The organism is Fibrobacter sp. UWEL, assembly GCF_900142535.1.
GTDB lineage: Bacteria > Fibrobacterota > Fibrobacteria > Fibrobacterales > Fibrobacteraceae > Fibrobacter.
The window spans coordinates 20,292-44,092 of sequence record NZ_FRBE01000008.1 but is presented as its reverse complement, the minus strand read 5'-3'; the positions used below and the strand labels follow the sequence as shown (position 1 = coordinate 44,092).

The following is a 23,801-nucleotide window of genomic DNA, read 5'->3' as shown; positions in this document are numbered from 1 at the left end:
TGACGATTTAGACTTCTCTGAAATGCCCGAGAAATTAAAAGCAATTTTGCCTGATGAAAAAATGCTTTTGAGGCAATGCGAAAACAATCTTAATGTCACTCTATACGCAGAATCAACTTTTCTTCTTTCGCTTGGGAAGTTTTGCCTTTTGTCCGGCAAGTCCCTGGAAATAGAAAGTAGCGATGATGATAAGAATTGCCGCACCGTAAATTCCAGCCTTCATAAGGATGCTGGGATCAAAAGCAGAAGCCTGGCTATTCAAGAGAACATAGAGACTTACAAGCGCAAGGATCCACAATCCCTGTACGGAAAGGGACTTCTTGTAAGGCAAAAATCCAATCATGCGACGAACATAGATATTCATCCATACGCACTGCAGAATCTGATAGCTCATGCTGGAAAGTGCTGCTCCCGCAATACCGAATTTCGGAATCAGCAGGTAGTTCATCCCGATGGCAAAAACCAGGGAAACGATGTTCATGAGTAGCATGAACTTGCTTTTGCCAAGGCCGTTGATCACGGGGCCAGCCAGCCCGAACATGCCGTTGATCAAGTTCCCGATCATGAGGATGCCGAGGACTGCCACCGGATTTTCCTCCGTAATGAAGGACTTGCCCGCAATCATCATGGTCTGTTCCGGGAACAGCACGATGAAAAATCCGATGGTCAGCTGGATCAACGTCACCATGGAAACGCAATAGCTGAATACTGGCTTCAGATCCGTCTTGATGCGGTCCGCACTCATGCCCGCCACAACGGGGGTGAGAATGGGGTTATAACTCTGGCGGATGGTCTTAAGGCCGTTGGAAATGGTTACCATCACGGCGTAAATGCCGGCGGCCTCGGGACCAATGAGGGCAAGAACCATCCACAAGTCCATACGGAGCAAGAAGGAGGTCACCACCTCGGAAAAGCCCAGCGGGAGGGAATAGGAAAGCAAGCCAGGAGGCAGCTTCTCCTTGGTACGCCAGGGCATTTCAGGGAACTGCTTTTTGATGACTACATAGAATATCAAGACACCGAGAATGTTGGAAGCCAAAAGTCCAATGGGAAGGGCTAGCTTATCGGGAACACCTGCGTAGTATATCACCAAGGCAATCATAGGCGCCAAGGTGTAAACCGCAAAGTCGTTAATGAACATCTTGTACTGAGGCTTGCGATTGCCTTCGCTGGCACCTGCAAAAATATGAAGGACAGACCAGGGAACTAATGACAAGATGAACAGGGAAATTTCCGTAGTACTCAACATGGAAAGTCCGGAACTGAGACTTTGCAAGTTGAACTGAGCTCCAACGAGAACAGCCACCGTAATGATTACCGCAAAAAGGATGGTGCGGTAGGTGGATTCCATAATGCCTTCGTAGCGGGGGCGACCCTGAACTAAATTCTGAGGCAAGTGACGGTGCAAGCCTTTATCCAACCCGAGAACCGCAACACGGCTCATGGTCAATACCCAAAGTTGCGTACTGACGAACACGCCAAACAGGGCCTTGTCAAAAACGCGGGCAACCACAATCATGAGGACCGGAGCCAAGACCTTCAGCACCGTTCCCGCCAGGTTGTAGAAAGCACTCTTGACCAGATACTTCTGGTCCTGCTTGATACTATTCTCTTGATTATCTTGCAGTTGAACGTTTTCAGCCATAAACCAGTTCTAATATCCTTTCGTAACAACGCTTGGCATAGACGGGGCTAGTCTCCGGATAGATTTTTCCCTTGTAGAAATTTCTCTTTTCTTCAAAGGGTTTCATATCCTTCCAGCATTCTGATGCAATGATCTTTTCAAGTTCTTCTGCGCTCCAGGCCTCTTGACCAATTCTGAATTCCCGCAGGGGAATGTAGAAGGAACGCTTTTTCATATAGTCCGATTCATCGTAAGCGAATCGAATGAAGGGACGATTGAAAACAATCCAGTCAATCACCAGCCCGGAATAGTCCGAAATCAGACACATGGACTTGGGCATCAGTTCTCCAATGCGGCCAATAGGTTCCACGGTCAACAGAGGAAAATCAGATGACACCTGAATCCTAGAATTGATATGGGAGATCAGCGTCAAAGTTGTCCCAGTCTTTTGGAGATAGTCACGAATGACCTGAGAATGAAGAATCTGATTTTCCATTTCAACCAGACGATTCTGCAGGTCTTCTTCATCACGGAAGGTAGGAAACCATAAAATTCTTTTTTCCGGTTCCACCTTATTCATGAGCAATTTATCAATATGGGCGGCGCCGCAATCCGGAAGGATCCGGTTTTCGTCCTTGTAGGGAAAAGCCTTCAAGAACATTTCCCTTTCGTACTTGGATCCAGCCAGGAGATAATCAAAATCCACGATTCGCTTGGCCATCGCTTTACGTTTTTCTTCGCTCCATAAAGCCGCTCCAGGAACAGCAAAGTAACCCGTCTTGCAGAAGTTGGCACTATGGTTCAAATACACTCGCAAGCCTAGGCATGTTCTGAAATATTTCAGAAACTGGTCCAGGTCATCTTCCCCATGGGAATAAATCAACACGGGAGCCTGCACAATCGCAAGCCTCGCCTTAAAAGAATTCTTCCTTAGAACTTTTTGATTTGCAGCTTCCAGCTTTTTAATCAGGTCCTTGTTAGACGCAATCCAAATCACAGGCTGATTCGTATGCTTGGTAATATAGGAATGAAGAGCTCCGGAGTTATCCTCGTAAATGCGTCCGCGATGGCCACCAATCACCCAGGGGTGATTATGTCTGCAGTTCTTAAACAGAGGGGCAATGAGCCTAAAGAACATCGCCAGCAGAAAATCAAGGGGGTAGAAAAGGAGGAATCCTACAGAATACTTCATTCTCTACCTGCAGACCGTATCAAACAGCTGTTCTAGTTTTGCATTCTGGATAACGGAATCGTATTCCGTCTCCATCTTGGCTCGGGCGGCAAGGCCCAGCTTCTGACGGTACTGGAAATTTTCAGCCAAGGCCAGCATGGCATCCGCAAGCTGATCCACGTTACGCTGTTCCACCAGAAGGCCAGTTTTCCCATCATCAATAATTTCGGGAAGCCCACCACAATAGGTGCCGATAGAAGCCATGCCCGTAGCACCAGCTTCCTTCAGGACGATTAAGCCAGAATCTCGATCATTATTCTTGGCCACTACGCAGGGAGCAACCAAGGCGTCAAACTGTTCTAAATAGACAGGCATCTTGTCTGCAGGAATCTTACCTACAAAGTGAACGCTGGATTCCACATGAAGTTCTGCCGCCAAGGCCTTAAGCTGATCCTTCAGGGGGCCTTCCCCGACAATGGAAAGACTAGCCTGAGGAACAGAGCTAGAAATTTTTGCAAAAGCACGGATGCCGTAATCGAAGCCCTTCTTTTCCACCAGGCGGCCAACCATGATGAATTTCACAGGACCTTCAGTGCGGGGAGCCACACGGAAGCGGTCCAAGCTTACGCCTAAACGGTGAATCTTAATCTTGTGTGCCGGAGCACCTAAATCCACAAGGCAGTTCGCCAGTTCTTCGGAAGCTGGCAGAAGGAGATCAGCCGTTTCAAAAGCATCCTTATAGATTCTCTTGTAGAAGAGATAATTCAAGGGAACTTTCTCCCCCAGAAGAACGCCCACATCCACGCCATGGTAAGTTACCACCAAAGGAACCTTGCAGCGTCTTGCAGTTGGCGCAATCAGGGCTCCGTTGGAACCAAAGTGCGCATGAATCATCTGCAGGTGATTTTCGTTGATCGTTCGCTCAAAAAGTTTGGAATTGCGCCACACGAAATAGGATAAGGCGGTTATTCCAGAAAGAGCGGCAACATCATCGTAGGGGAAAAGATTCCGAGAAGGAATAAGACCTCTAGCAAGGACATAGGGAGAATAGCGTTCCCCCTTCTGGATCTGTTCATAAATAAAGGTTTCGCTATAGGGCAGATAATTTCCCACCGCCATACCATAACGAATCTTTTTCATGTTCAACTCCAGTTTTTAGTGATTTTTTTAATATAGAAATTACAATTCCAGTCCAGCTACTGAGGGAAAGGCATCAGCTTGTTGTTGTTCACCACGTATTCCCAGGCGAAGGCGGCGGCCCGAATTTCTCGGGAGATTTCCTCGGCGCGGGCGGGGGCGCTTGTAAGCTTACGGGCAGACACAAAGCCTTCCACCGGATGGGAAGTGTCCCAGTCCGGATTTGCCATGGTGCCAAATACAGTCCACTCGGATTCGTCTTCCATATTGACGTAATAGGTGTAGCCCAAATTTCTCATGGCCACGTCATCCATACGGAAGCTGAAAACATTTGACAGATGCTCCACCGGTACCCGATTATCAATCAGCGATTGACCTACAAAATTATTGGAAAGTTCCAGTCCCAGATATTCAAGGACGGTGGGCCCAATATTCACATGGGAAACAGGAGCGCTCACCACCTGAGGCTCGATTCCAGGACCTGCCACAATGAGAGGAACCCAAGTGTAGCCATCCTGAGCGCCGCCAATAAATTCAGGAACGCCGTGCTGCGCCTTGTTGGCGAAAGCGTGATCGCCCGTCAGGACAATCAAGGTGTTGTTGGCTCGATCGCCCTTCCGGATTTCGTCCAGCACAATGCCCAGGGCGCTATCCAGATAAACCATGGTACGCAGGTATGCCTCTTCAAGATCCTTAGGCGTGGGGCCGTATTCGCTAGGCAGCGTAAAGGGTACATGAGTGGAAGTGCTCATCCAGTTAAAGAACAGCGGTTTGTCCTTGGGGCGCTCGTTGTACAGCTCCCGGAAGCGATTGGCGATAGGAACGTCGTGCTGATTTTCCGGCTTGTATTCGGAGTAGTCAAACCAGCGCTCAAACCAGGGATTTAAATTGTCGAAGCTAGGTTCTGTAGCAGTCAGCACCATACGGTGGTAGCCCGCATCCTTCAGCATATCCGGCAAGGCCCGCATTTGAGTATTGGGCACGTCAGACAGGAAGGTAAATCGGGGGTGGCTCCACAAGCCCGTAAGAGTCCCCAGGAAACCTTCGATAGAAGGATACCCTACGCTGTGTGCGTTAGGGAAGTACAAGCCTGAATTCGCCAGCTTGCACAAGTTGGGCAGTCGCTTGCAGGTAGATTCTACGCGCACGTCTGCAGTCCAGCCGCGGAAGGTTTCCACCATAAAGAGAATCACGTCGGGACGTTCATCCAGCGGGCGCTTCTTGAAAGAATCCAGATTCTGGGCGTCGTTAGGAACCTCGTGCCAGAAGGGATATTCCGCATCGGGATTTCCGCCCAACGCCTTGATACCCACAACATAGTCCCCACGCTTTTCCGCAGAGGAAAACTTATAGGCGATTTCCTCCCCCACATGCCAGGCGAAGGGAGCGATTCTCTTCCAACGCATCTTGCTGGGAGCAAACCAGTAACGGCTGGACAAACCTGTTGCAGCCAGAAGGGCAAGAATCAAAGCGGAAATAATTGCTTTCTTTGAAAACTCAAGCGTGGTATTCCTGAAGAATATCCGATACAGAAAAACCACCGCCACAGATGTAAGGATTGCCCATAGGATATTCAGTCCAAAATGCCCGATGCCACCGATGAAAATTCGCCCCACCAGGCCCGGGTCAGAAGCCGCATTGGCATAGGTCTCGAAGAAACTGAGGGAAAGGTGCTGGCCCATCCAGCGCATGGTTTCGTCATCCCCACCGCTGAGCCAAATATAAAGGATGCCCAGGACCACAAAGGAGATGCCCCAGACCTTACGGAGGCTCCCCTTCTTAATGAGCAGCGACCCTGCAAAACCCAGCAGGGACAAACCCATCACAACACCCAGTTCGGCAACTAGACAATGGGGGAAAAAACGATACCAGCGATCCACAATAGGGCCGCCCGTAGGCATTTCCATAAAATAAAGGAAGCAAAGCTGGGCTAACCTAGCCAGCCACAGCAAAAGTCCGTAAACCACCCAGTAAAAATTCTTCATCGGGGCAAATCTAGTTTTTTAGACAATAAAAAATCCGGAGTCCTAGGAGGCTTCCGGATAAAAAGGTCAGTTTTTTGGATGAACTGCAGGGGAATTAACCCTGGAGCTTACGGTTCTGAGCTTCCTGAATGGCACACAGATCCTTCAGCTTTGCGATTTCGGCATCCTGAGAGGAAACCTTGGCGTTCAGTTCTTCGCAGCGGGCGGCATAAGTCTGTTCGGACTCGATACGTTCGCTGAGCTGCTTGCTAAAACAGTCTACGGAGCTACGGAGAGAGTCGATAGTAGCGTTAGCCTGTGCCAGATTTTCGTCAGCATCGGCAGCCTTGAGACGGCTCTTGTAAACCTTACTGCAAACCAGGGCGGAAACTGCAGCGCCAGCAACAACACCAATGACCACATTGGAAATCTTCATAAAGACTCCTTTAGTTAAAAGTTAGATGTTTTCAGGAATGGAATCGTCGTCAGAAGACTTTTCTTCAGATGCATTTTCCTGAGAATCGCATTCGCAATCATCATCGCAGTCACATTCGTTCAGCTTCTTGGAAACAAACAGAGCAGCAACAGCACCAACAGCCAAACCGGTGATAAAACTGGACAATTTCATAAGAACTCCTTAGAATAGAAACAATTCCGATATAATATCACAATAAAAAGCCCAAAAGTCAAGCAAAAAACGGACAATATCCCCGGAAAACGCACCCAATTCGGAATAAAAAGCCCCTAAAACGAGTTTTTGGGCTTATAAACCGGTCCTAAAAACTATTCCGATACAGAAGACGGTTCTGTTTCTAGCTTTACGCAACGAACGGAGAGACCGTTTTTTTTCACTGTTCTAGATCCATCCGGATAGATGCTAGAAGTTGATACAAAGCCTGTATAAGCCTTATTTTCGTCACCTTCATACTCCTGCGGGTAGAACCAATAAGCAGCTTTTGTTATTTGTTCAAAAGGATTGCTATAGGTGTTTCTCTTTCCTGCGCCCAACAATGAAAATCCAGTGGCATTGGATCCAGTAAAAGCAGAGGAACGAAGGCCTTTAAGCCCATCGTCATTATCGTCTGATTTTGCAACAATGTTAAAGTCATTTTCAGTGAACAAGCGCCAGCCATCAGGGCAAATTCCCTGGTGGTTTTCCTTAATCAAATCGGCACAGCTTTCTGTATTGCAACGGCTGGGCAAGTCCATCATTTCCGCCCACTGGTACAAGCCACCATATTCATCACAATATGTGGTATCATCCTTATAGCAGTAACGTTCAATTACAGAATCATCGTTCTGGTCATCCACGCCAGCCACATCCTTACCGATATTCAGGTTTTCAGCCATTACAGTGACAGAATCCTTCACATTATTTGTATCCTTACCGACAATGGTAATGTAGTAGTAACTGCGGCCATTTCGGGAGTCCGTAAACTGTTTGTAACGATCCCTACCGACGTGTGTATTGCCGGCAAGATCATCATAATGATTATAGGGTTCATACACACTGCTGGAAGAAACCTTTACACTAGAGCTGCTGCTCTTGGCGGAGCTGGAGGAAATGCCGCCTACCTGCGTCCATTCCCAATCCTTATCTTTTTTATTATAGCTGCAAACAAATACACCTTCGTCTTTTCGATACCAGGCTTTGCCAACTTTCCCTTCATTAGATTCATTACATGGATTTTCAAGTACAGCATAAGCATTGTTCCATTCAAAATCGTACTCAGAATCGCCGGAGGAGCTGCTTTTTGCGACGCTGCAAGAGGAACTGCTAGATCCCCGATCGGGGTCGGGGATGACACTGGAGGAAGAACTACTCTTTGCGGAACTGCTAGATCTCTCGACTTCGCTCGAGATGACATCGGAAGAAGAACTCGAGACCACACTGCTGGAGGATTTTTCCACACTCGAGGAGGAAGAGGAATCATCGTCCTTTGCACCAGTACCAGAATCATCACCGCAAGCAACAAGTCCCAGCAACAATGCCGCCAAAAACAAACTCTTTTTCAAAATGTTCATCATAACCCCTAATTGTTTTTACCTGCGGAAAAAATAACAAAAACAAAAGAGCTCCGAGGACGATTCCCCAGAGCTTCCATAATCTATTGCTTGGCGTTTTTAATCTTGTCCGCCAACTCCTGGACCTTTTCTACAGGAAGTTTGAGCACGCGAGCCACACGCTCAATAGAATCCCCTTCGCGAAGGAAAGCCTCGGCGTCTTCATACCTTGCTTCGTCCTTGCCTTCGCGGCGGGCGGTTCCGATGCGGGTACTGATTTCAGCTTCTGTTACCATACCTGTTGCAATCTCCGTGATAAAGTTGTTCTCGTGGAGGCTTACCTTCATGCGACTGTAGACATCCGCGATGATGGGGTCGCTGGTCTTGGGAGCGGCCTTCGCCGAAGCCATCCTGGTGAACAGTTCCAGCCATTCCGTTTCCGCAGTATTGAGGTCAAGTACCTTGGCGTCCACCTTACTCAAGTCAATTACAATATACCTTTTTTTATTATATACAGGCAAGGCGTCCGGATCACCGATGCTGGAAAAGCGAAACAACCCAAGTTCCTCGTGGTAACTCTCGCAGAAGTTCACAGGAAAATTGCAAATCCACACGGAGTAGGTAGTGGGCATCAGGTAAGGATGATCCGCCCTCTCCGTGGCAGTCCGCTGGCTATCAAAGTGAATCTTTGACTCGATGGAAAGCTGGTCGGCATAAAGTTCCATGCGATCAGCAAAATCCTCGTGCCAAGCCCGCTGCATCTCGAGGTCAACAAAGGTTCCGTTGTTAAGCCTTGCGTGAACATCAAAGCGAACCTCCTCGGTATCGATTGCAGACATCAGCGAGGATGCAGGCTTCTTGCGCACAATGCTAATGATTTTACGATCTTCCGTAGGATGCAGGACCGCATTCAGAAAATGAATCAGCGTCACGTCCTTAGAAAAGATTTTCTTGAACACCATGTCCAGCGTTGGATCCAGAAATGTACGCTGTTTAATGATTTCAACTTGCTTTTGGACTTTTTCTTCAAAAGTTGCCATATAGATTCCTGGCGGGAACGCCCCCGCAAAGGCATAAGGCGGACTGGCCTTACATATCTATACACGATGTGATTGCCGAAAAATTTCCAAGATTTCTGTAAAAATCTTGTAAAAAACGTGTGGTAGTCCGCAAATGCAAAAATGGGAAGCCCTCACCATGAGGGTTCCCTAGAATCTTTTTATGGGATTGTTGTTAGGAGACGGAGGTTATTCTTCTGTTTCTAGCTTTACGCAACGAACGGACTCACCATTTTTCTTTTCTGTCATAGCTCCGTCCGAATAGGCACTACTGGTACCAATGAACCCAGCATAAGCCCATTCCAACTCAGATTCCGGTTCCTGCGGATAAAACCAATAGGCAGTCTCAGTTATTTGTTCAAAAGGATTTCTATAGGTGGTTCTCTTTCCTGCGGCAAGCAATGAGAATCCAGAGGCATTGGATCCAGTAAAAGCAGAGGAACGAAGGCCTTTAAGCCCATCGTCATTATCTTCAGATGTAACCACAATGTGTAAATCATTTTCAGTGAACAAGCGCCAGCCATCAGGGCAAATTCCCTGGTGGTTTTCCTTAATCAAATCGGCACAGCTTTCCGTGTTGCAACGGCTGGGCAAGTCCATCATTTCAGCCCACTGGTACAAGCCACCATATTCATCACAATATGTGGTATCATCCTTATAGCAGTAACGTTCAATTACAGAATCATCGTTCTGGTCATCCACGCCAGCCACATCCTTACCAATGTTAAGGTTTTCAGCCATCACAGTGACAGAATCCTTCACATTATTTGTATCCTTACCGACAATGGTAATGTAGTAGTAGCTGCGGCCATTTCGGGAGTCCGTAAACTGCTTATAACGATCCCTACCGACGTGTGTATTGCCGGCAAGATCATCATAATGATTATAGGGTTCATACACACTACTAGAAGAAACCTTTACACTAGAGCTGCTGCTCTTGGCGGAGCTGGAGGAAATGCCGCCTATCTGCGTCCATTCCCAATCCTTATCTTTTTTATTATAGCTGCAAACAAATACACCTTCGTCTTTTCGATACCAGGCTTTGCCAACTTTTCCTTCATTAGATTCATTACATGGATTTTCAAGTACAGCATAAGCATTGTTCCATTCAAAATCGTACTCAGAATCGCCGGAGGAGCTGCTCTTTGCGACACTGCTAGAGGAACTGCTAGATCCCCGATCGGGGTCGGGGATGACACTGGAGGAAGAACTACTCTTTGCGGAGCTGCTAGATCTCTCGACTTCGCTCGAGATGACATCGGAAGAAGAACTCGAGACCACACTGCTGGAGGATTCTTCCACACTCGAGGAGGAAGAGGAATCGTCGTCCTTCGCACCAGTACCAGAATCATCACCGCAAGCAACAAGTCCCAGCAACAATGCCGCCAAAAACAAAAGAGCTCCGAGGACGATTCCCCAGAGCTTTTATAGATAGAATGTCACGCCTTATTCGCCATGAACTCGGCTATTCTGGCCCTAAGTGCAGCGTTTTCATTTGTCAATGAAGAATTTTCATTCGCCAGCGTGGAAATTTCCTTCGCCTGGTTGGCGACCTGCTTTTCGAGCTTCCGGCGATAATCGCCAGCGCTTTCGAATCCCAACCTCTGGCCGATACTCACGAATTCCTTTTCCAGTTCCATGAAGTACTCCTTGCTGATATACTCTCCTAAATATACCTTAATCTTCTCCAACATCAAAGAGCGGAGATTATTAGGCATCTTTTCGAACAAAGACTCAACCAGAGAAAGGCGTTCCTCAATTGCCTTTGCGTTAAACGCATACTTCATGATGAGCGCGCCCAGGGCGGCTTCCGGATTTTCTGAAGCGGAAATATCCTCATCCGCAATATCCGCGAGATTCACCAGCACACATTCAAAGGGCAAATCATTGCCCTGGAACTTGGCACGTTCCTTGTTCCTGAACGTTGCCAGCGGGTCCCAGTCCTTGCGACCGTTGTAGATAATCACAGCCTTGGAAGGCAACCAGCGGAAATCCGTGTTGTTCTTATCCACCATGACGTTAAACATGTAGCGCCCGATCTGGTCAATGACAGCGTTGTCATCGTAGGACTTGTGCTCCAGAAGCAAGCCCACGAACACGTCCTTGCCGGCAGCCTTCGCCTTGAACGCCACATCGGCTTCACCCCGTTCGCCCACGTTATTGTAAGTGCTGGGCAAACGCTCGAGAGTCCCCAAATCAATATCGGCAAGCATGCGACTCAAATTGCCGTTGTTCCTTGCGCTCAGTTCCAGCAAGGCACGAGCATTTACAGGAACCGAATAGACGAACTTGAAAAATCCGTCGTGATCACGATTGTTATCCATATACCTATGCGATACCAGCGGGAACGCCCCCGCAAAGGCGCAGAGCGAAATTGCCCTACTTATCTATACACGAGGTAATGGTCCGGAAATTTCTCTATTTTACGTAAAAGTTCTGTAAACTTTGCATCTAGTGCGCTTCGCTAGCCGATAACGAACCAACCAGACGACTTATTCCACAGGCTAGTTAGGGGGAGTCCGTGACACCAACTCCCACACACATCTTGAGCAGTCAAGTAGCCGAGTCCTTACCTGATTACGAGGCTGCTTGCAAGGGGGAGTCCAGAGGGGGGAACAGAGTTCCCCCTTTGCGTCTAGTGCGCTTCGCGCACGAAAAAACCCCAGATCTTTCGATCTGGGGCTTTTCAGCGGGAAGAGCGAGATTCGAACTCGCGATAGGATTAAGTCCTATACGTCCTTAGCAGGGACGCGCCTTCGGCCAGCTCGGCCATCTTCCCATCTTTGGGGCTCTAATTTTAGATATTTATCCCGATTTTTTCAAGGGGTAATCCGAAAATACCTAAATTTTACCATATATATACGGAATTTTCCCATGGCCGACCAAAAAAAGAAGAGAAAAGTGGCTGCCAAGACCAAGTTCTTCAGCATCGCCACCGTAAGAAAGTTTTTCAAGATCATAGCAGCATTCGCCCTGGTGGGTCTGATCTGCTGTATTCCTGCCTATATCGTAGTTTTCAAGATCCTGCCCGCCCGAGATCCGGACAACCAGTTCAATCGCGAAACCATCATGCAGGTGCTTTCCGGTGAAACTCGTGTCTATTACGATAACGGGGACACCCTTTTGGGCGCCTTCTTCGATGCAAACCATCGTCTGTACCTCCCCTACGGCGATATTCCCACCAATGTGGTGAACGCCCTCATTGCAGCGGAAGACGCAAACTACTGGAACCATGTGGGATTTGACTTCTCCGGCTTTACCCGTGCCATGTTCAGCAACGTGAAGAACGGAAAAATGCGTCAGGGCGGCTCCACACTTACCCAGCAGACCGTGAAGAATATCTTTGGCCGCGAGGAACGTTCCATCAAGGAAAAGTGGAAGGAACTGATCAATGCCTTGCGCATGGAAACCCACTTCTCCAAGGAAGAAATTCTGGAATTCTATCTGAACCAGTTCCATGTCTCCGGCACCGGCAAGGGTGTAGCCATCGCCGCCCAGTATTTCTTCGACAAGGATTTGTTCAGCAAGGCTCCCAAGGACAAACTGACTCTTGGGGAATGCGCCTTTATCGCAGGTTCCGTGAAGGGCCCCTTCAACTATGACCCCTTTATCCAGAAGAACGAGGAACGCCGCCAGCGCGCACTGAAGCGTGGCCAGGAACGTCTGCGCTATGTTCTGGGACGTATGGTGGACCAGAAGTACATCACCCAGGAAGAGATGGACAAGGAACTGAGCAAGCCTCTGGAATTCAAGCACGGCAACTTCCGCTTCACCATGAGTACGATCCTGGAACGCGTGGAAGAACGACTGAACAGTGATTATTTCACCGAATTTTTCAAGAGCAAGGATATTGATGACTGGCACAAGGCTCAGCTGACCATCGTGTCCACCGTGAACCAGGAATCCCAGGAAGCAGCCAAGCGCGCCCTCCAGGCAAACATCAGTAACCTGCAGCTTCAGCTGGGCGGATTCGTGTTCCCCAAGGCCCAGTACATTACCAAGGCAAGTAAGGCCCGAAAGGGCGATTATCTCTATGGCGCCGTGGAAAAAATTACCACCAACGCCAAGGGCAAGATCAGTTCCATTACCGTAAGCTTCGGACAGCTGAAGGGCGAAATCAACGAAGCGGCTCTCAAGAGCTTTAACACCCAGACTGGTGCCGACGCAGACAAGGTTTTCGCAGGAAACATTTCCACTGGCACCATCATTCTGGTAAGCGTGCTGGACGATAAGCCCGTGAATGGCGCCGTCCCCTGTAAGATTGAAACGGAACCGGTGCTCCAGGGTGGCCTCCTGGCCATTAAGGACGGTCAGGTCATTGCAAGCCAGGGCGGTTTCCACAATACTGGTTACGACCGTAGCTTTAAGGCACTGCGTCAGCTGGGCTCCAGCTGGAAACCCCTGCTTTATGCCCTCGCCATCAAGTACAACTGGAATTACCAGGACGTTCTGGAAAATGACTTTAACGTATTCCAGTTCACCAACCAGTTCTACTACCCCCGTCCCGACCACAAGAACAAGGGTGACGTTGTGAGCATCGCCTGGGCCGCCACCCGATCCGAAAACGTTGCAAGTATCTGGCTGCTGGAACACCTGCTGGACAAGCTTTCACCGGAAGAATTCCAGGGCGTGGCTGACGAGAACAATTACTCCCAGAAACCGGACGAAGACCAGAAGGCTTACTTCATTCGCCTGCGCGATAAGTTCGGCCTGACCATGAACGACAACGTCCGTCAGGAAATTGAGTTCAGTAAGGCAAAGGAAAAGCTTGTTAACCAGTACATGTCCGAAGGTAAGGAAGAAACAGCCCGCGCTCTTCAGAACCTGCGTTACGGTACGTACAACGATCTAGCCCTGAAACAAGCCAAGAAGGATCCGGAAAGAACCCGCTACATCAACCACAACTTCAAGCGCTATAGCGAAATCCTGAGAGCCCGCGAAATCAAGGAACTGGACCCGGATGTGGCAGATACCTTACAGCCCCTCAGTTCCGTACTGCTGTTCGGCAGCTTCTCTCTGGCAGACTTCAAGCGCCTGAACATCACCATGGAACAGGTGGACAAGGAAAAGAATTATCTGGAAGCAGACCAGATTCGCTACTGGCCCGACTACAGGCGCTCTCTTGCGATGGCTGAGTTCGCACGTTTCGCCAAGGAAATCGGTATCCAGCAGAAACTGCAGAAGGTGTTCAGTATGCCGCTGGGTGTAAACGACATTCCCTTGTCCGACATCACCACTGCCTACCAGACGATTCTTACCGGCAAGATTTACAAGTGCAAGAGCGGTGGAGACGTTTGGACCGAGCCCTGCCTGATCAAGGAAATCAAGGACCGCAACGGTAACGTGATCTTCACGGATTCCATCGAAAGCAAGACCATCCTGGATGAAAACGTCACCACCCAGATGGCAGCCATGCTTCATTCCGTATTCCAGAACGGTACCGCCCGCAGCCAGTACAACAACATCACGGTCTCCGCACCTGATAACGGTACCACCTGGCGTTATCCTGTCTTTGGTAAGACCGGTACCACCAACGATTACAAGAACGTGGCCTTCCTAGGCGCCATCCCCACTTACAACAAGGACTTGGGCGGCGCCACTGCGGAATCCGTCGTCGCTATCGGCAGTTATGTGGGCTTCGATAATAACAAGCCCATGAAGGTGGGCCGCACTCGCATTTCCGGCGCCTATGGTGGCCTCCCCCAGTGGGCATCTTTCGCCACCGACGAAATCCGCGTGCTGGGAACTCCCTATCAGGTAGACTTCCTGGATCTTCCGTCCCAGCTGGCAAAGGAAGTCCCGCTGATTCTTAAGAAGCAGAGAGGCGAACTGATGGTGGACCCCATGACGGGTATCGCACTTGCCAGCGGCGAAGCTACCGAAAGACGTCCCATGCCCTGGCTGGACGTGCCGGGATTTATTCCGCCCCAGGTTCACGAATTTGCTGCAGAAAGCGCAGCGGAAATTGGCATCATGACCAGCATGGAAATGATGAACACTGCACCCGCAGTTCCTGAAGTTCCCGCAACGGAACAGCCCGCTGAAGCCACCGCAGAAAGCGCACCTGCAGTTCCCCAGGCAGCCGCTGAACAGGCAAACGCAGCACCCGCTGCTAGCACTCCGCAGCCTGTCGCAGGCGAAGGTTCTGCCAGCGAAGTTCCTGCCACCGCCGCAGCTGCGACTGTTGACGCACCCGCAGCCACCGCACAGCCCGCAGCAAGCGCACCCGCTCCTGCCGCAGCCCCTGTTGCCGCTCCGGCACCTGCGCCCAAGGCCTCCAGCGATGACGAATGGGATTTGCCTGCAGACTTTGACGGCAAGAAGATGTTCGTCCCCATCGAAGCAGAATAACCGCTGGATGATGCGGAACAGAACTTGAAATTTTTTGGTTTAGGTTTATGGATAAGAGAATTACAAAGAACGTGAAGAAATTGCAGAGTCTGGCGGTTGCTGCGGCAGCCACACTGCTGACTGCTTGTGCAGGCGGCACGCCTGCCCCCTGCACCGACGTACCCGTCCAGAACATTCCTCAGGACAACCCGACGGAAACAACCGCGGTAACAAGCAACCCCACGGAACAGCCGGCGGTGCAGCAGCCCGCAGTGCAGAACGTGCCCGAAGCAAAACAGGCCGCAGAACCGGAAGTAAAGACCGCCAAGCCGGAAGCACAACCTGCGGCAAAGACCAGCGAGGTTTCTCAAGAAACGAAGTCTCCCAGCACTTCCAAGGAACCCGAGACTGTACAGCCTGCGGAATTGGAAAAGAAGACTGTCGCACCGGATCCTTATCAGGACTTCCCCGCTCTGGCACACCAGATTTTCGCACACGCCGATACTTTGTACAAACAGGGTCTGGTAGACTCCGCCGTCACCTACTTGCAGCGTTTTCGCATTATCAAGCCCCTGTGGAATCAGTGGGAACAGACCGCCGACTCCCTGCTCCAGGAATTTGGAAAAACCAATGCAGAACTGGCCAAGCAGTTTGAACCGCTGGTCATGCAGATCATCAACATGAACCGCGTGCAGACCGCCTACAGCATGGTGGCAGAAACAGCGGACAGCTTGATTTCCCTGGCTCCCGGCGATTCCCTCACTCAGTTCGCCAAGGAACAGAAGCAGATCGCTTACAACAACACCTTGAAGCGTGCCCAGAAGGAAATGGCTTCCATCAAGGCTCTGGCTGAACAGCAGGCAAAGTTTGCGGAAGCCGAGCAGCGTGCAACGGATTTCCAGATGCGCCATCGCGACTTTGAGGAACAGCTGAAGATTCAGGCCCTCATCGACTACATCAAGGGACTCGCCCAGGCTACCGATTCCGAGGACGCCAAGTATTGGGAAAAGAACGATCCGGCCGAAGCCATGAAGAAAGCCGACGAGCTGATGGCCGCCAAGAAGTATGCCCAGGCCAAGGAACTTCTGAACAAGTTAAAGGCAAGCACTCTCCGCAAGGAAGCCATGGAAAAGTACGTCCAGCTGGCAGACGCATTCTGCAACGCCCAACGTAAGGAAACGTCCCAGCTGTTCGCCAAGGCCCAGAAGCAGAAGGACACCGCCAAGAAGAAGGACCTGATGAAGGCCGCCATCGAACCGCTGGACAAGTGCCTGGGTGAATATCCCGAAAGCACCTTGATCAAGAAGGTTCAGGACAACAAGAACTTCCTGGAAAAGGAAATGGCAAAGTGATTGACGCAGGTTGGTGGGAATACGGCCAGTACGCCGCATTCTTTATCCTGGGAGCCGTAGTTAGCCTCATCAATAGCATCGCTGGCGGCGGTAGTTCCTTAAGTCTTCCCATCATGATATTCCTGGGAATTCCTCCTACCGTGGCAAACGGCACCAACCGCATCGGCCTCATTATCGGAAACATCAGCAGCGTCCACAACTTGTCCAAGCACGGCTACCTGAACAAGAAACTGTTCAAGCAGCTGTTCCTCCCCTCTTTAGTGGGCGCATGCATTGGCGTCTTCTTTCTGGTGAGCATCGGCGACAAGGCCTTCCAGGCAGTGATCGCCGGCGCCATCTGTCTTGTGGTCATCATGAGCAGACTGCGCAAGGATATCTTCGGCAAGCCCCCTGCCACACCTCCCGAAAAACTGACTCCTGGAGGCGCCATCGGATTCGCCCTGGTATCCATCTACGGATGCATCGTGCAAATCGGCGTGGGCTTCGTCCAGATTTTCAGCCTCACCCGTTACACCGGCCTGGACCCCATTCACGTTAACGCCCTGAAGAACTGCCTTACCACCGTATTCCTGATTGTGAGCACCGCAGCCCTCGCCGTCGCCGGAAAGGTGAACTGGCCCATCGCCATCGTCATGTCCGCAGGCGCCTGGTGCGGCGGATACTTCGGCAGCGCCCTCCAGCGCAAGAAAGGCAACAAGTTCATCGAGAACTTCATCAGCGTCTGCAGCATCGCCCTTGCGATCTACCTGATCGTGGATTTGATTTTGCAGAAATAATTTTTTTGCGTTTCTTTTTCGGTTTAAGAACCTCGGACAGCCCGCTGAACAAGGACTGTTCCAGCACCTCGTCCCCTGCGGTCAGCCGCTCCTTCTGGGGCTTGTCCAGCTTCTTGATTCGAGCTTCCAGGCGTAGGGCCAGTTCCTTGGACTCCAGCTCAAATGTTTTGAGGATACACTCCGGCGGGAAAGCCTTGGTAAACCGCGCCCCCTTGCCGGTACAGTGCTGCTGGTAGCGCGCCTGGACATCTACCGCATAGCCCGTGTAGATGCGGCCTCCAGAACAACGAAGCATATAGACGAAGTGTGACACGAGGAGGAATTACTTGTTATGAGTTACGAGATACGAGATATGAATTATGAATTATGAGTTATGAGTTATGAGTTATGAGTTATGAGTTCGTAATTCATAATTCGTAACTCATAATTAAAAAAAGCGGGCCGAAGCCCGCGATTTAAATCTTAGTGATGTCCGTGACCACCTTCGGGTTCATCCTTACTGGGCTTGGAGACCAGGCTCATGTAGATGGTACCGAGGATTGCGGCACTGAAGGATCCCAGCAGGATACCCAGCTTGGCGGAGTCCTGACGGTCGCCCACATCGAAGGCGAGGCTTGCCACGAACAGGGCCATGGTGAAGCCGATACCGGCCAGCATGCCACCGCCCCACAGCACCTTCCAGCTATAGCTGGGCTGCTTGGAAATGCCAATCTTTACAGCCAGGAAACTGAAGACGAAAATACCGATAGGCTTACCGAAGATCAGAGCCAGAGCAACAGCGCCCATGACAGGAACTTCTACGCCACCCAGCTTGACTTCTACGCCAGCGTTAGCCAGAGCGAAGAGGGGCATGATAAAGAAGTTGACCCAAGGTACCAGGGGCTTGTAGAGGCGTTCCTGGAGGGAAATACTTTCGGAAGCGCTCTGTCTCAGGAGGCTCAGCACACGGTACTTTTCGTTGCTGTCCTGAGATTCGCCGGAAAGAACATGGTCCATGCCAGTAACAAAACCGCGGATCTTACCGCTAGTGACCACAGCCTTGGCAGGTACGGAAAGGCCCAGCAGCACACCAGCAATAGTGGGATGAACGCCGGACTTTACGAAGAATGCCCATACAGCGACACCAATAATCCCATGCAGGAACATATTGCGGACGCCAATTCGGAACAGAACGTTAATGAGAACCAGCAAAGCAAAGGCTGCGCCCAGGGCGCCAAACACAATGCCGTCACCGCTGGGGTAACCGATGGCAATCACAAGAATTGCGCCAATATCATCCGCAATGGCCAAGGTCAGGATCATAACGCGGAGAGCGTGGGGAACCTTCTTGCCAAGGATCGCCATACAGCCCACCACGAAGGCAATATCCGTTGCCGTAGGGATACCCCAACCGCGGGAAGCGTCGGTACCGGTAGCAGCGTTTACGCCAAGGAAAATCAAAGCCGGGAACAGCATACCGCCAGCAGCCGCAAGGATAGGAAGGCTTGCTGCCTTGGGATCGTGAAGTTCACCGTAGGTCATTTCGCCCTTCACTTCAAGACCAATGTTGAAGAAGAAGATGGTCATGAGGGCGTCGTTAATAAGCCAGTGGAGGGTAAATCCGTGATGGATGCCCAGGAGGGTCGCCAGGTCGTGGCCAGCAATGTTAATGGCAAAAGGCAGGTGCCACACATGTTCGTAACTATGGATACCCAGGTTTGCCCACAGGAGGGCCGCAACCGTCATGATAATCAAAACGATGCCGCCGGTGGTTTCCACCTGCATCAAGCGTTCGATGGGGGTTAAAATCTTACGAACCGGGGTTTCCGGGATCAAATCTTCGATCTTGTCGCTGCTGGTCACTTTTGCGGACATAGACACCTATGGTTGATTGTTTTAATATTCAGCCTTATGCATTAAAAGATAATCAAATTTTTTCTCGATATAAAAAAAGAATCCCCGGATTTTGACATCCGAGGCATTCTTTCCGATAAACGGTTTTGTGGTCGTATACCGCAGCGCTGATTAGAACTGCTGAGGCGGCCAACGAGGATTCTTGGAAGACATGTCGATCTTGTAGAAGTCGCGTTCGAAGCGACCGTCATCCAGACCGTACATCTGCATGATGTGGCGAGCCATCCACTTGCCGAGCTTCAGGATAGTGAGCTTCTTGCGCAGACGACCCTGGCAGTCACGGTTCATGATATCCGGAAGAGTGGAGGTGGTAAGGATTTCGTCGATAGCGGGGCTGTTCAGCTTTTCACGAGCTTCTGCACTGGTGTGGAAGTGGGTGACGCCGAAGCACACGCGGTTGGGGTTACCCTTCTTGATGTGTTCGCAGCACTGCACGATGGTAGTACCGGTACGGACCATGTCATCGAATACGATCACGTCCTTGCCTTCGATTTCGTCGATGCTGATGTCGGAAAGTTCCGGGTTGAAGGTCATGGAGATTTCACGTTCGCCGGTACGGACCTTGTCCATCACCACGCGCTTACATTCGGGGAGCTGGAGGGCATCGTATACAGCGTTCATGAAGGGGCGAGCGCCCTTATCCGGAGAGACGATCACCAGGTTGTTACCGTCCTTACCGCACTGCACGAAGTTGCTGTTCTTGATGTAATGTGCATAAACGTCGGTAGGAATCAGGTTGTGGAAGTGACCTTCGAAAATATCGGAGAACAGGTTCTGAACCTTGATGGAGTGGTTGTGGCAAGTAACCACAGCGTCCACACCGGACTTCTTCAGCAATTCAGCGTAAAGCATGCTGGTGAATGCCTGGCCATCGAACTTCTTCAGGTCGATATCCGGACGATCCTTTTCCAGTTCGCCGATACGATGAGGACCGCGGTCCTGTGCGGAGTAGAACAGGTCCGGTTCAACCAGAACCACGCGTTCTGCGCCATTGTCCTTAGCGGCGCGAGCCAGGATCATGTTGCGCATGGCGTAGTCGTTACGGCTACGTTCGTGGTTAGAAACAGAGCAAATCAAAACAATCTTGCCTTCCAGACGATGGCCGATATGTTCCAAGTCGTCGGCGTCCAGCATATAGCGGGGGCAGAATTCGGAGTTGGCGAAAGTCTTCAGGGAGACCACGTCGGAAATGTCTTCGCGGAGACCGATGTACTGAGCCATGTCGATGGCAAACGGATCATCGGTGAAGTTACCGGTCACGATAAAACGATCTGACATAAGATTGCCTTGTTTTAAGGTTTTTTGAGGTTTGTATAGTGAAATATAGAATGAATTCCTACAGGTTTCAACTTACAAATACCTTTATATTCATAATCGTTTCGCCCCCAAGCACACCCTAGAAAGGAATTACCCCTTGTTTTTTACCCCTTATTTTTTTGTAACTTTATGATATGGTTAGGTTTACGAAGATATTAAGCATCTTGATATGCTGTTCTGTATTATTAGGCACAACGGGTTGCGCCTATAATTCCACAAATCCCATCGCTCGATACGCCTCTTATGGAGGTACCTATGGCTCTCTGCCAGGATTAGCTTGTTTAGCAATTGGAGGTGCCGCAGCAGAAAGCGACGAAGGTGCTGAACTGGCAGTACTTGGACTGGTCCTGGCAGGTGCAGGATTTGTAGGCGGAGTCGCCATTGGCGGGACCGTGGGCCTGTTCCGCTGGTTCCTGCTGGGAGACCTGGAACCCTACAACCGAGATGACGGAGGGATTCCCCCGGAACTTTACGAAGGAACCGACGACACACCTCCCAAATACAAGGACGCGGAACCTGACCCCGCAAGAAAGTCTAAGCCAGCATATGACGACCCCTGGCAAAAATCACCCCTCGCAGAATAAACTTCAAACAATGAAAAAGCCGACGGAATTACCGCCGGCCTTTTAAATGTCATCCTGAGCGAAGCGCGTAGCGCGGAGTCGAAGGATCTAATTAGAACTCGATAATCCTGTCGTTCTGCAGCAACTGTTCCCAGCTCTGTCTTTCGCGGACAACCTTCATTTCGCCGTTAGTGTACATCACTTCGGCAGCGTAACGACGGCTGTTGTAGTTGCTGGACATTGCTGCACCGTAAGCGCCTGCGTCGTGGAGAACCAACAGGTCGCCCACCTTAGCCTTCGGGAGCTTGCGAGTCACAACGAAACCGCCTTCTTCCTGAGTGAACACGTCACCGGATTCGCACAGCGGGCCGCCAACAACAGCATCAACAGTTTCGTTCAGTTCGCGGCCATCGCGGGCGATGACAGAGATCTGATGGTAGGAACCGTAGAAGCTGGGGCGAACCAGGTCGGTAAAGCCAGCGTCCACGATGTAGAACAAGTTATCGCCCTGCTTTTTCACAGCGCGGATTTCTGCCATGAGGTAACCGCTTTCTGCAACCAGGTAACGACCCGGTTCCACTTCCAGATGAACGTCGTGACCGATGCTCTGCTGGATGTTCTTGCGGGCATTGTCCCAAATGCCATAGTAAGCCTGCATGTCGATATGCGGGCCCTTGTTTTCTTCGTGGTATTCGATGGGCAGGCCACCGCCAGCGCTGATGGTGCGCAGGTGAGAACCGAGACGACGGCTTGCGTCGCACATTGCCTCTGCCACAGATGCCAGATGTTCAAAATCAGAACCGGAACCGATATGCATGTGCAGACCAGTGATCCACATGCCGTTTGCCTGGGCAAGCTTCACGCAGTCCTTGATCTGTTCGTGCCAAATACCGTGCTTGGAAAGATCGCCACCGGTGTTGGTCTTGCGGGAATGACCGTGACCGAAACCCGGATTCACGCGGATAGTCAATTCAGACTTGACGCCTGCATCAGCCAGCTGCTGGATCATGTCGGGAGAACCAACGTTCACAGCGATGTTGTGTTCCTTCACCAATTCCAGGGCGTCCTTGTCGAAGATGTCGGCAGTGTAGACGATTTCGGGAACCTTACCCTTTTCGCAGCCGCCCTTGTAGCCGGCCTTGAGAGCGCGCACGATTTCGCCAGCGCTCACAGCATCCACCACGCAACCCTGCTTGCGGACCAAGGAGATCACGCTCAGGTTCGGGCATGCCTTCTGGGCAAAGCGGACGTTATCAAAAACCTTCACTTCCTTGCAACGCTGTTCGATAGTTGCGCGGTCGTAAATCCAAAGCGGGGTGCCGAACTGAGCGGCAGCCTTCACAAACTGTTCTTCGGGGATATTAGTGTTCTTCATATGGCGCGAAATTTAGAAAAACTTCGCCCGGTGTCATCCTGAGCGGAGCGAAGCGAAGTCGAAGGATCTAGCAAAAACATTTCGTTCAACCGGGTTTATAGTTTCATCTTACAAAAAACGTAAACCCGTTCGAATGGCTGCGCCACTTCGGTCCCTAACAGAAGCCGCAACGATTTATAAGTCATCCCCTTAATCCATCTTCCAGTTCCTTGATAGAGGGCAGACTGCTCTTGAAATCCTTCGGGTAAATCTTGGCCAATTCAAATTCCGAAATGGCAATGGGATTGACAGTTCCCTCCAAAGAATACTGCGCAAGAATTTCGTCCTTGTCCTTGCACACCAAAATTCCAAGCGTGGGCTTGTCTTCCGGAGTTTTCAACAGGTGATTCACGGCCACCACATAAGTGCTAAGCTGTCCAATGTACGCAGGTTCAAACTTTCCTGTTTTCACTTCAACCACCACATAACAATGCAACCTAGTGTTGTAAAAGAGCATATCCAAAAACTGCTCCGTTTCGCCAACCATCAAACGGTATTCTCGCCCCATGTAGGCAAAACCACGGCCAAGTTCCATCATGAACATTTCAATATTCTTGAGCAGAGCATCTTTCAGTTCCCGCTCCTCAAAATCGCCACGAACTTCCACAAAGTCAAAGCAATACGGGTCTCGAGTCAATTCACGAGCCAAATCTCCCTGCGCCTTGGGCAAAGTCGTGGTGAAATTTGTAACAGCTCGACCTTCACGCTCATACAAATCCGTATCAAGAAACGTGAGCAACACGGAACGGGACCAGTTGTTTTCAATGGTCTTTTTTACGAAGAATAGAGCCTTTTTAGGGGATCCTTTGCAGGAATCGATGATAAAGCGATGATGTCCCCAAGGAATTTTCTTCAAATCGTCCACAAGTTGTGGACGATTTTGTCCATCTACAAAATCTTTGTACAAGTCATAGAAATACACCGCATATTTCAAAGTCGTAGGCGAAAACCCCTTGGCATTTGGAATTTCACGGCGCAAGTCTTCGCTAAGTTTTTTATAAAACCCGCTGCCATAAGTATTCTGAAATTGCTTCTGCTGAATATCGCGGCCTAAACTGTAGTAAAAGCCAATCAGTTCGCCGTTGACGGCAATGGATGCCTTGATTTGTGATTGAGCATAACGCTTCTTGAGTTCGCAAACCCAAGTAGTGTAATCTTGTGGCAGAATATTGGATTTTTGTTTGGCCATAGTATCTCC

19 protein-coding genes and 1 tRNA gene are annotated in these 23,801 nt (G+C 50.3%); 4 read left to right on the top strand and 16 right to left on the bottom strand.

All coding sequences use genetic code 11. The annotated features are described in order from the left end of the window. Positions 1-112: 112 nt before the first annotated feature. From BUB59_RS06790 to BUB59_RS06745, 11 genes are all read right to left on the bottom strand, one after another. Positions 113-1,645 (bottom strand): oligosaccharide flippase family protein, encoded by a 1,533-nt coding sequence (locus tag BUB59_RS06790; protein WP_073227524.1) that lies wholly within the window; start codon positions 1,643-1,645, stop codon positions 113-115. Then, complete coding sequence (locus BUB59_RS06785) at positions 1,638-2,816, bottom strand: CDP-glycerol glycerophosphotransferase family protein (protein WP_073227522.1); 1,179 nt, start codon at positions 2,814-2,816, stop codon at positions 1,638-1,640. Before BUB59_RS06785 ends, BUB59_RS06790 begins: the two co-directional genes overlap by 8 nt. 3 nt (positions 2,817-2,819) lie before the next feature. Continuing rightward, positions 2,820-3,935, bottom strand: a complete 1,116-nt coding sequence (locus BUB59_RS06780; RefSeq protein WP_073227517.1) for a glycosyltransferase — start codon at positions 3,933-3,935, stop codon at positions 2,820-2,822. Between the two features lie 56 nt (positions 3,936-3,991). Beyond that, positions 3,992-5,917 (bottom strand): LTA synthase family protein, encoded by a 1,926-nt coding sequence (locus BUB59_RS06775; RefSeq protein WP_073227513.1) that lies wholly within the window; start codon positions 5,915-5,917, stop codon positions 3,992-3,994. Positions 5,918-6,011: 94 nt separating this feature from the next. Beyond that, positions 6,012-6,332: a hypothetical protein gene (locus tag BUB59_RS06770; protein WP_073227509.1), complete on the bottom strand. Its 321-nt coding sequence runs from the start codon at positions 6,330-6,332 to the stop codon at positions 6,012-6,014. 21 nt (positions 6,333-6,353) lie between these two features. Further along, positions 6,354-6,524 (bottom strand): hypothetical protein, encoded by a 171-nt coding sequence (locus tag BUB59_RS15355; RefSeq protein ID WP_159433340.1) that lies wholly within the window; start codon positions 6,522-6,524, stop codon positions 6,354-6,356. Positions 6,525-6,679: 155 nt separating this feature from the next. Next, entirely contained in the window at positions 6,680-7,924 is a 1,245-nt protein-coding gene (locus BUB59_RS06765) for an FISUMP domain-containing protein (protein WP_073227506.1), read from the bottom strand. 80 nt (positions 7,925-8,004) lie between these two features. Further along, positions 8,005-8,940 carry a PD-(D/E)XK nuclease family transposase gene (locus BUB59_RS06760; RefSeq protein ID WP_073227503.1) on the bottom strand — a complete coding sequence of 312 codons (936 nt, stop codon included), beginning with the start codon at positions 8,938-8,940 and terminating at the stop codon, positions 8,005-8,007. Between the two features lie 207 nt (positions 8,941-9,147). Next, positions 9,148-10,347, bottom strand: a complete 1,200-nt coding sequence (locus BUB59_RS06755) for an FISUMP domain-containing protein (RefSeq protein ID WP_159433339.1) — start codon at positions 10,345-10,347, stop codon at positions 9,148-9,150. A gap of 50 nt (positions 10,348-10,397) precedes the next feature. Then, entirely contained in the window at positions 10,398-11,282 is an 885-nt protein-coding gene (locus BUB59_RS06750) for an Rpn family recombination-promoting nuclease/putative transposase (RefSeq protein ID WP_073227497.1), read from the bottom strand. Positions 11,283-11,648: 366 nt separating this feature from the next. Then, positions 11,649-11,737: transfer RNA gene (locus tag BUB59_RS06745), tRNA-Ser, on the bottom strand. 95 nt (positions 11,738-11,832) lie between these two features. Here BUB59_RS06745 and BUB59_RS06740 point away from each other — a divergent pair. From BUB59_RS06740 to BUB59_RS06730, 3 genes are read left to right on the top strand one after another with little or no spacing between them, the layout of a single operon-like run. Further along, the gene (locus tag BUB59_RS06740; protein ID WP_083540211.1) at positions 11,833-15,309 is read left to right on the top strand and encodes a transglycosylase domain-containing protein; all 3,477 of its coding nucleotides are present in this window, start codon (positions 11,833-11,835) and stop codon (positions 15,307-15,309) included. A 47-nt stretch (positions 15,310-15,356) separates the two neighbouring features. After that, positions 15,357-16,640 (top strand): cell envelope integrity TolA family protein, encoded by a 1,284-nt coding sequence (locus BUB59_RS06735; protein ID WP_073227493.1) that lies wholly within the window; start codon positions 15,357-15,359, stop codon positions 16,638-16,640. Continuing rightward, on the top strand, positions 16,637-17,416 hold the full coding sequence (locus tag BUB59_RS06730) for a sulfite exporter TauE/SafE family protein (protein WP_234979978.1): 780 nt from the start codon (positions 16,637-16,639) through the stop codon (positions 17,414-17,416). The genes BUB59_RS06735 and BUB59_RS06730 overlap by 4 nt, the downstream gene beginning before the upstream one ends. Here BUB59_RS06730 and BUB59_RS06725 read toward each other — a convergent pair. The 3 genes from BUB59_RS06725 to BUB59_RS06715 form a co-directional block, all read right to left on the bottom strand. After that, positions 17,355-17,711 carry a GIY-YIG nuclease family protein gene (locus BUB59_RS06725; protein ID WP_083540210.1) on the bottom strand — a complete coding sequence of 119 codons (357 nt, stop codon included), beginning with the start codon at positions 17,709-17,711 and terminating at the stop codon, positions 17,355-17,357. The two genes, BUB59_RS06730 and BUB59_RS06725, sit on opposite strands and share 62 nt — an antisense overlap. A 167-nt stretch (positions 17,712-17,878) precedes the next feature. Continuing rightward, positions 17,879-19,270 (bottom strand): Na+/H+ antiporter NhaA, encoded by a 1,392-nt coding sequence (gene nhaA / locus BUB59_RS06720; RefSeq protein ID WP_073227490.1) that lies wholly within the window; start codon positions 19,268-19,270, stop codon positions 17,879-17,881. Between the two features lie 150 nt (positions 19,271-19,420). Continuing rightward, positions 19,421-20,587, bottom strand: coding sequence for a ribose-phosphate diphosphokinase (locus BUB59_RS06715; RefSeq protein ID WP_073227487.1), 1,167 nt, complete (start codon positions 20,585-20,587; stop codon positions 19,421-19,423). Between the two features lie 173 nt (positions 20,588-20,760). On the opposite strand from BUB59_RS06715, the gene BUB59_RS06710 reads away from it, so the two are divergent. Further along, positions 20,761-21,210 carry a hypothetical protein gene (locus tag BUB59_RS06710; RefSeq protein ID WP_143160263.1) on the top strand — a complete coding sequence of 150 codons (450 nt, stop codon included), beginning with the start codon at positions 20,761-20,763 and terminating at the stop codon, positions 21,208-21,210. Between the two features lie 91 nt (positions 21,211-21,301). Here BUB59_RS06710 and lysA read toward each other — a convergent pair whose 3' ends face one another. Together lysA and BUB59_RS06700 are read right to left on the bottom strand one after the other, a co-directional pair. Then, positions 21,302-22,564, bottom strand: coding sequence for a diaminopimelate decarboxylase (gene lysA / locus BUB59_RS06705; RefSeq protein ID WP_073227480.1), 1,263 nt, complete (start codon positions 22,562-22,564; stop codon positions 21,302-21,304). A 181-nt stretch (positions 22,565-22,745) separates the two neighbouring features. Beyond that, positions 22,746-23,792 carry a PDDEXK nuclease domain-containing protein gene (locus BUB59_RS06700; RefSeq protein WP_073227477.1) on the bottom strand — a complete coding sequence of 349 codons (1,047 nt, stop codon included), beginning with the start codon at positions 23,790-23,792 and terminating at the stop codon, positions 22,746-22,748. Between the last annotated feature and the right edge of the window lie 9 nt (positions 23,793-23,801).

What these genes read in the sequence shown, in the direction of transcription:
- BUB59_RS06735 (WP_073227493.1), top strand. Translation starts at nt 15,357, where the DNA reads ATGGATAAGAGAATTACAAAGAACGTGAAGAAATTGCAGAGTCTGGCG.
- BUB59_RS06775 (WP_073227513.1), bottom strand. Translation starts at nt 5,917, where the DNA reads ATGAAGAATTTTTACTGGGTGGTTTACGGACTTTTGCTGTGGCTGGCT.
- BUB59_RS06715 (WP_073227487.1), bottom strand. Translation starts at nt 20,587, where the DNA reads ATGTCAGATCGTTTTATCGTGACCGGTAACTTCACCGATGATCCGTTT.
- BUB59_RS06770 (WP_073227509.1), bottom strand. Translation starts at nt 6,332, where the DNA reads ATGAAGATTTCCAATGTGGTCATTGGTGTTGTTGCTGGCGCTGCAGTT.
- BUB59_RS06760 (WP_073227503.1), bottom strand. Translation starts at nt 8,940, where the DNA reads ATGGCAACTTTTGAAGAAAAAGTCCAAAAGCAAGTTGAAATCATTAAA.
- BUB59_RS06725 (WP_083540210.1), bottom strand. Translation starts at nt 17,711, where the DNA reads ATGCTTCGTTGTTCTGGAGGCCGCATCTACACGGGCTATGCGGTAGAT.
- BUB59_RS06700 (WP_073227477.1), bottom strand. Translation starts at nt 23,792, where the DNA reads ATGGCCAAACAAAAATCCAATATTCTGCCACAAGATTACACTACTTGG.
- BUB59_RS06740 (WP_083540211.1), top strand. Translation starts at nt 11,833, where the DNA reads ATGGCCGACCAAAAAAAGAAGAGAAAAGTGGCTGCCAAGACCAAGTTC.
- BUB59_RS06765 (WP_073227506.1), bottom strand. Translation starts at nt 7,924, where the DNA reads ATGATGAACATTTTGAAAAAGAGTTTGTTTTTGGCGGCATTGTTGCTG.
- BUB59_RS06790 (WP_073227524.1), bottom strand. Translation starts at nt 1,645, where the DNA reads ATGGCTGAAAACGTTCAACTGCAAGATAATCAAGAGAATAGTATCAAG.
- nhaA (WP_073227490.1), bottom strand. Translation starts at nt 19,270, where the DNA reads ATGTCCGCAAAAGTGACCAGCAGCGACAAGATCGAAGATTTGATCCCG.
- BUB59_RS06780 (WP_073227517.1), bottom strand. Translation starts at nt 3,935, where the DNA reads ATGAAAAAGATTCGTTATGGTATGGCGGTGGGAAATTATCTGCCCTAT.
- BUB59_RS15355 (WP_159433340.1), bottom strand. Translation starts at nt 6,524, where the DNA reads ATGAAATTGTCCAGTTTTATCACCGGTTTGGCTGTTGGTGCTGTTGCT.
- BUB59_RS06710 (WP_143160263.1), top strand. Translation starts at nt 20,761, where the DNA reads ATGGTTAGGTTTACGAAGATATTAAGCATCTTGATATGCTGTTCTGTA.
- BUB59_RS06785 (WP_073227522.1), bottom strand. Translation starts at nt 2,816, where the DNA reads ATGAAGTATTCTGTAGGATTCCTCCTTTTCTACCCCCTTGATTTTCTG.
- BUB59_RS06750 (WP_073227497.1), bottom strand. Translation starts at nt 11,282, where the DNA reads ATGGATAACAATCGTGATCACGACGGATTTTTCAAGTTCGTCTATTCG.
- lysA (WP_073227480.1), bottom strand. Translation starts at nt 22,564, where the DNA reads ATGAAGAACACTAATATCCCCGAAGAACAGTTTGTGAAGGCTGCCGCT.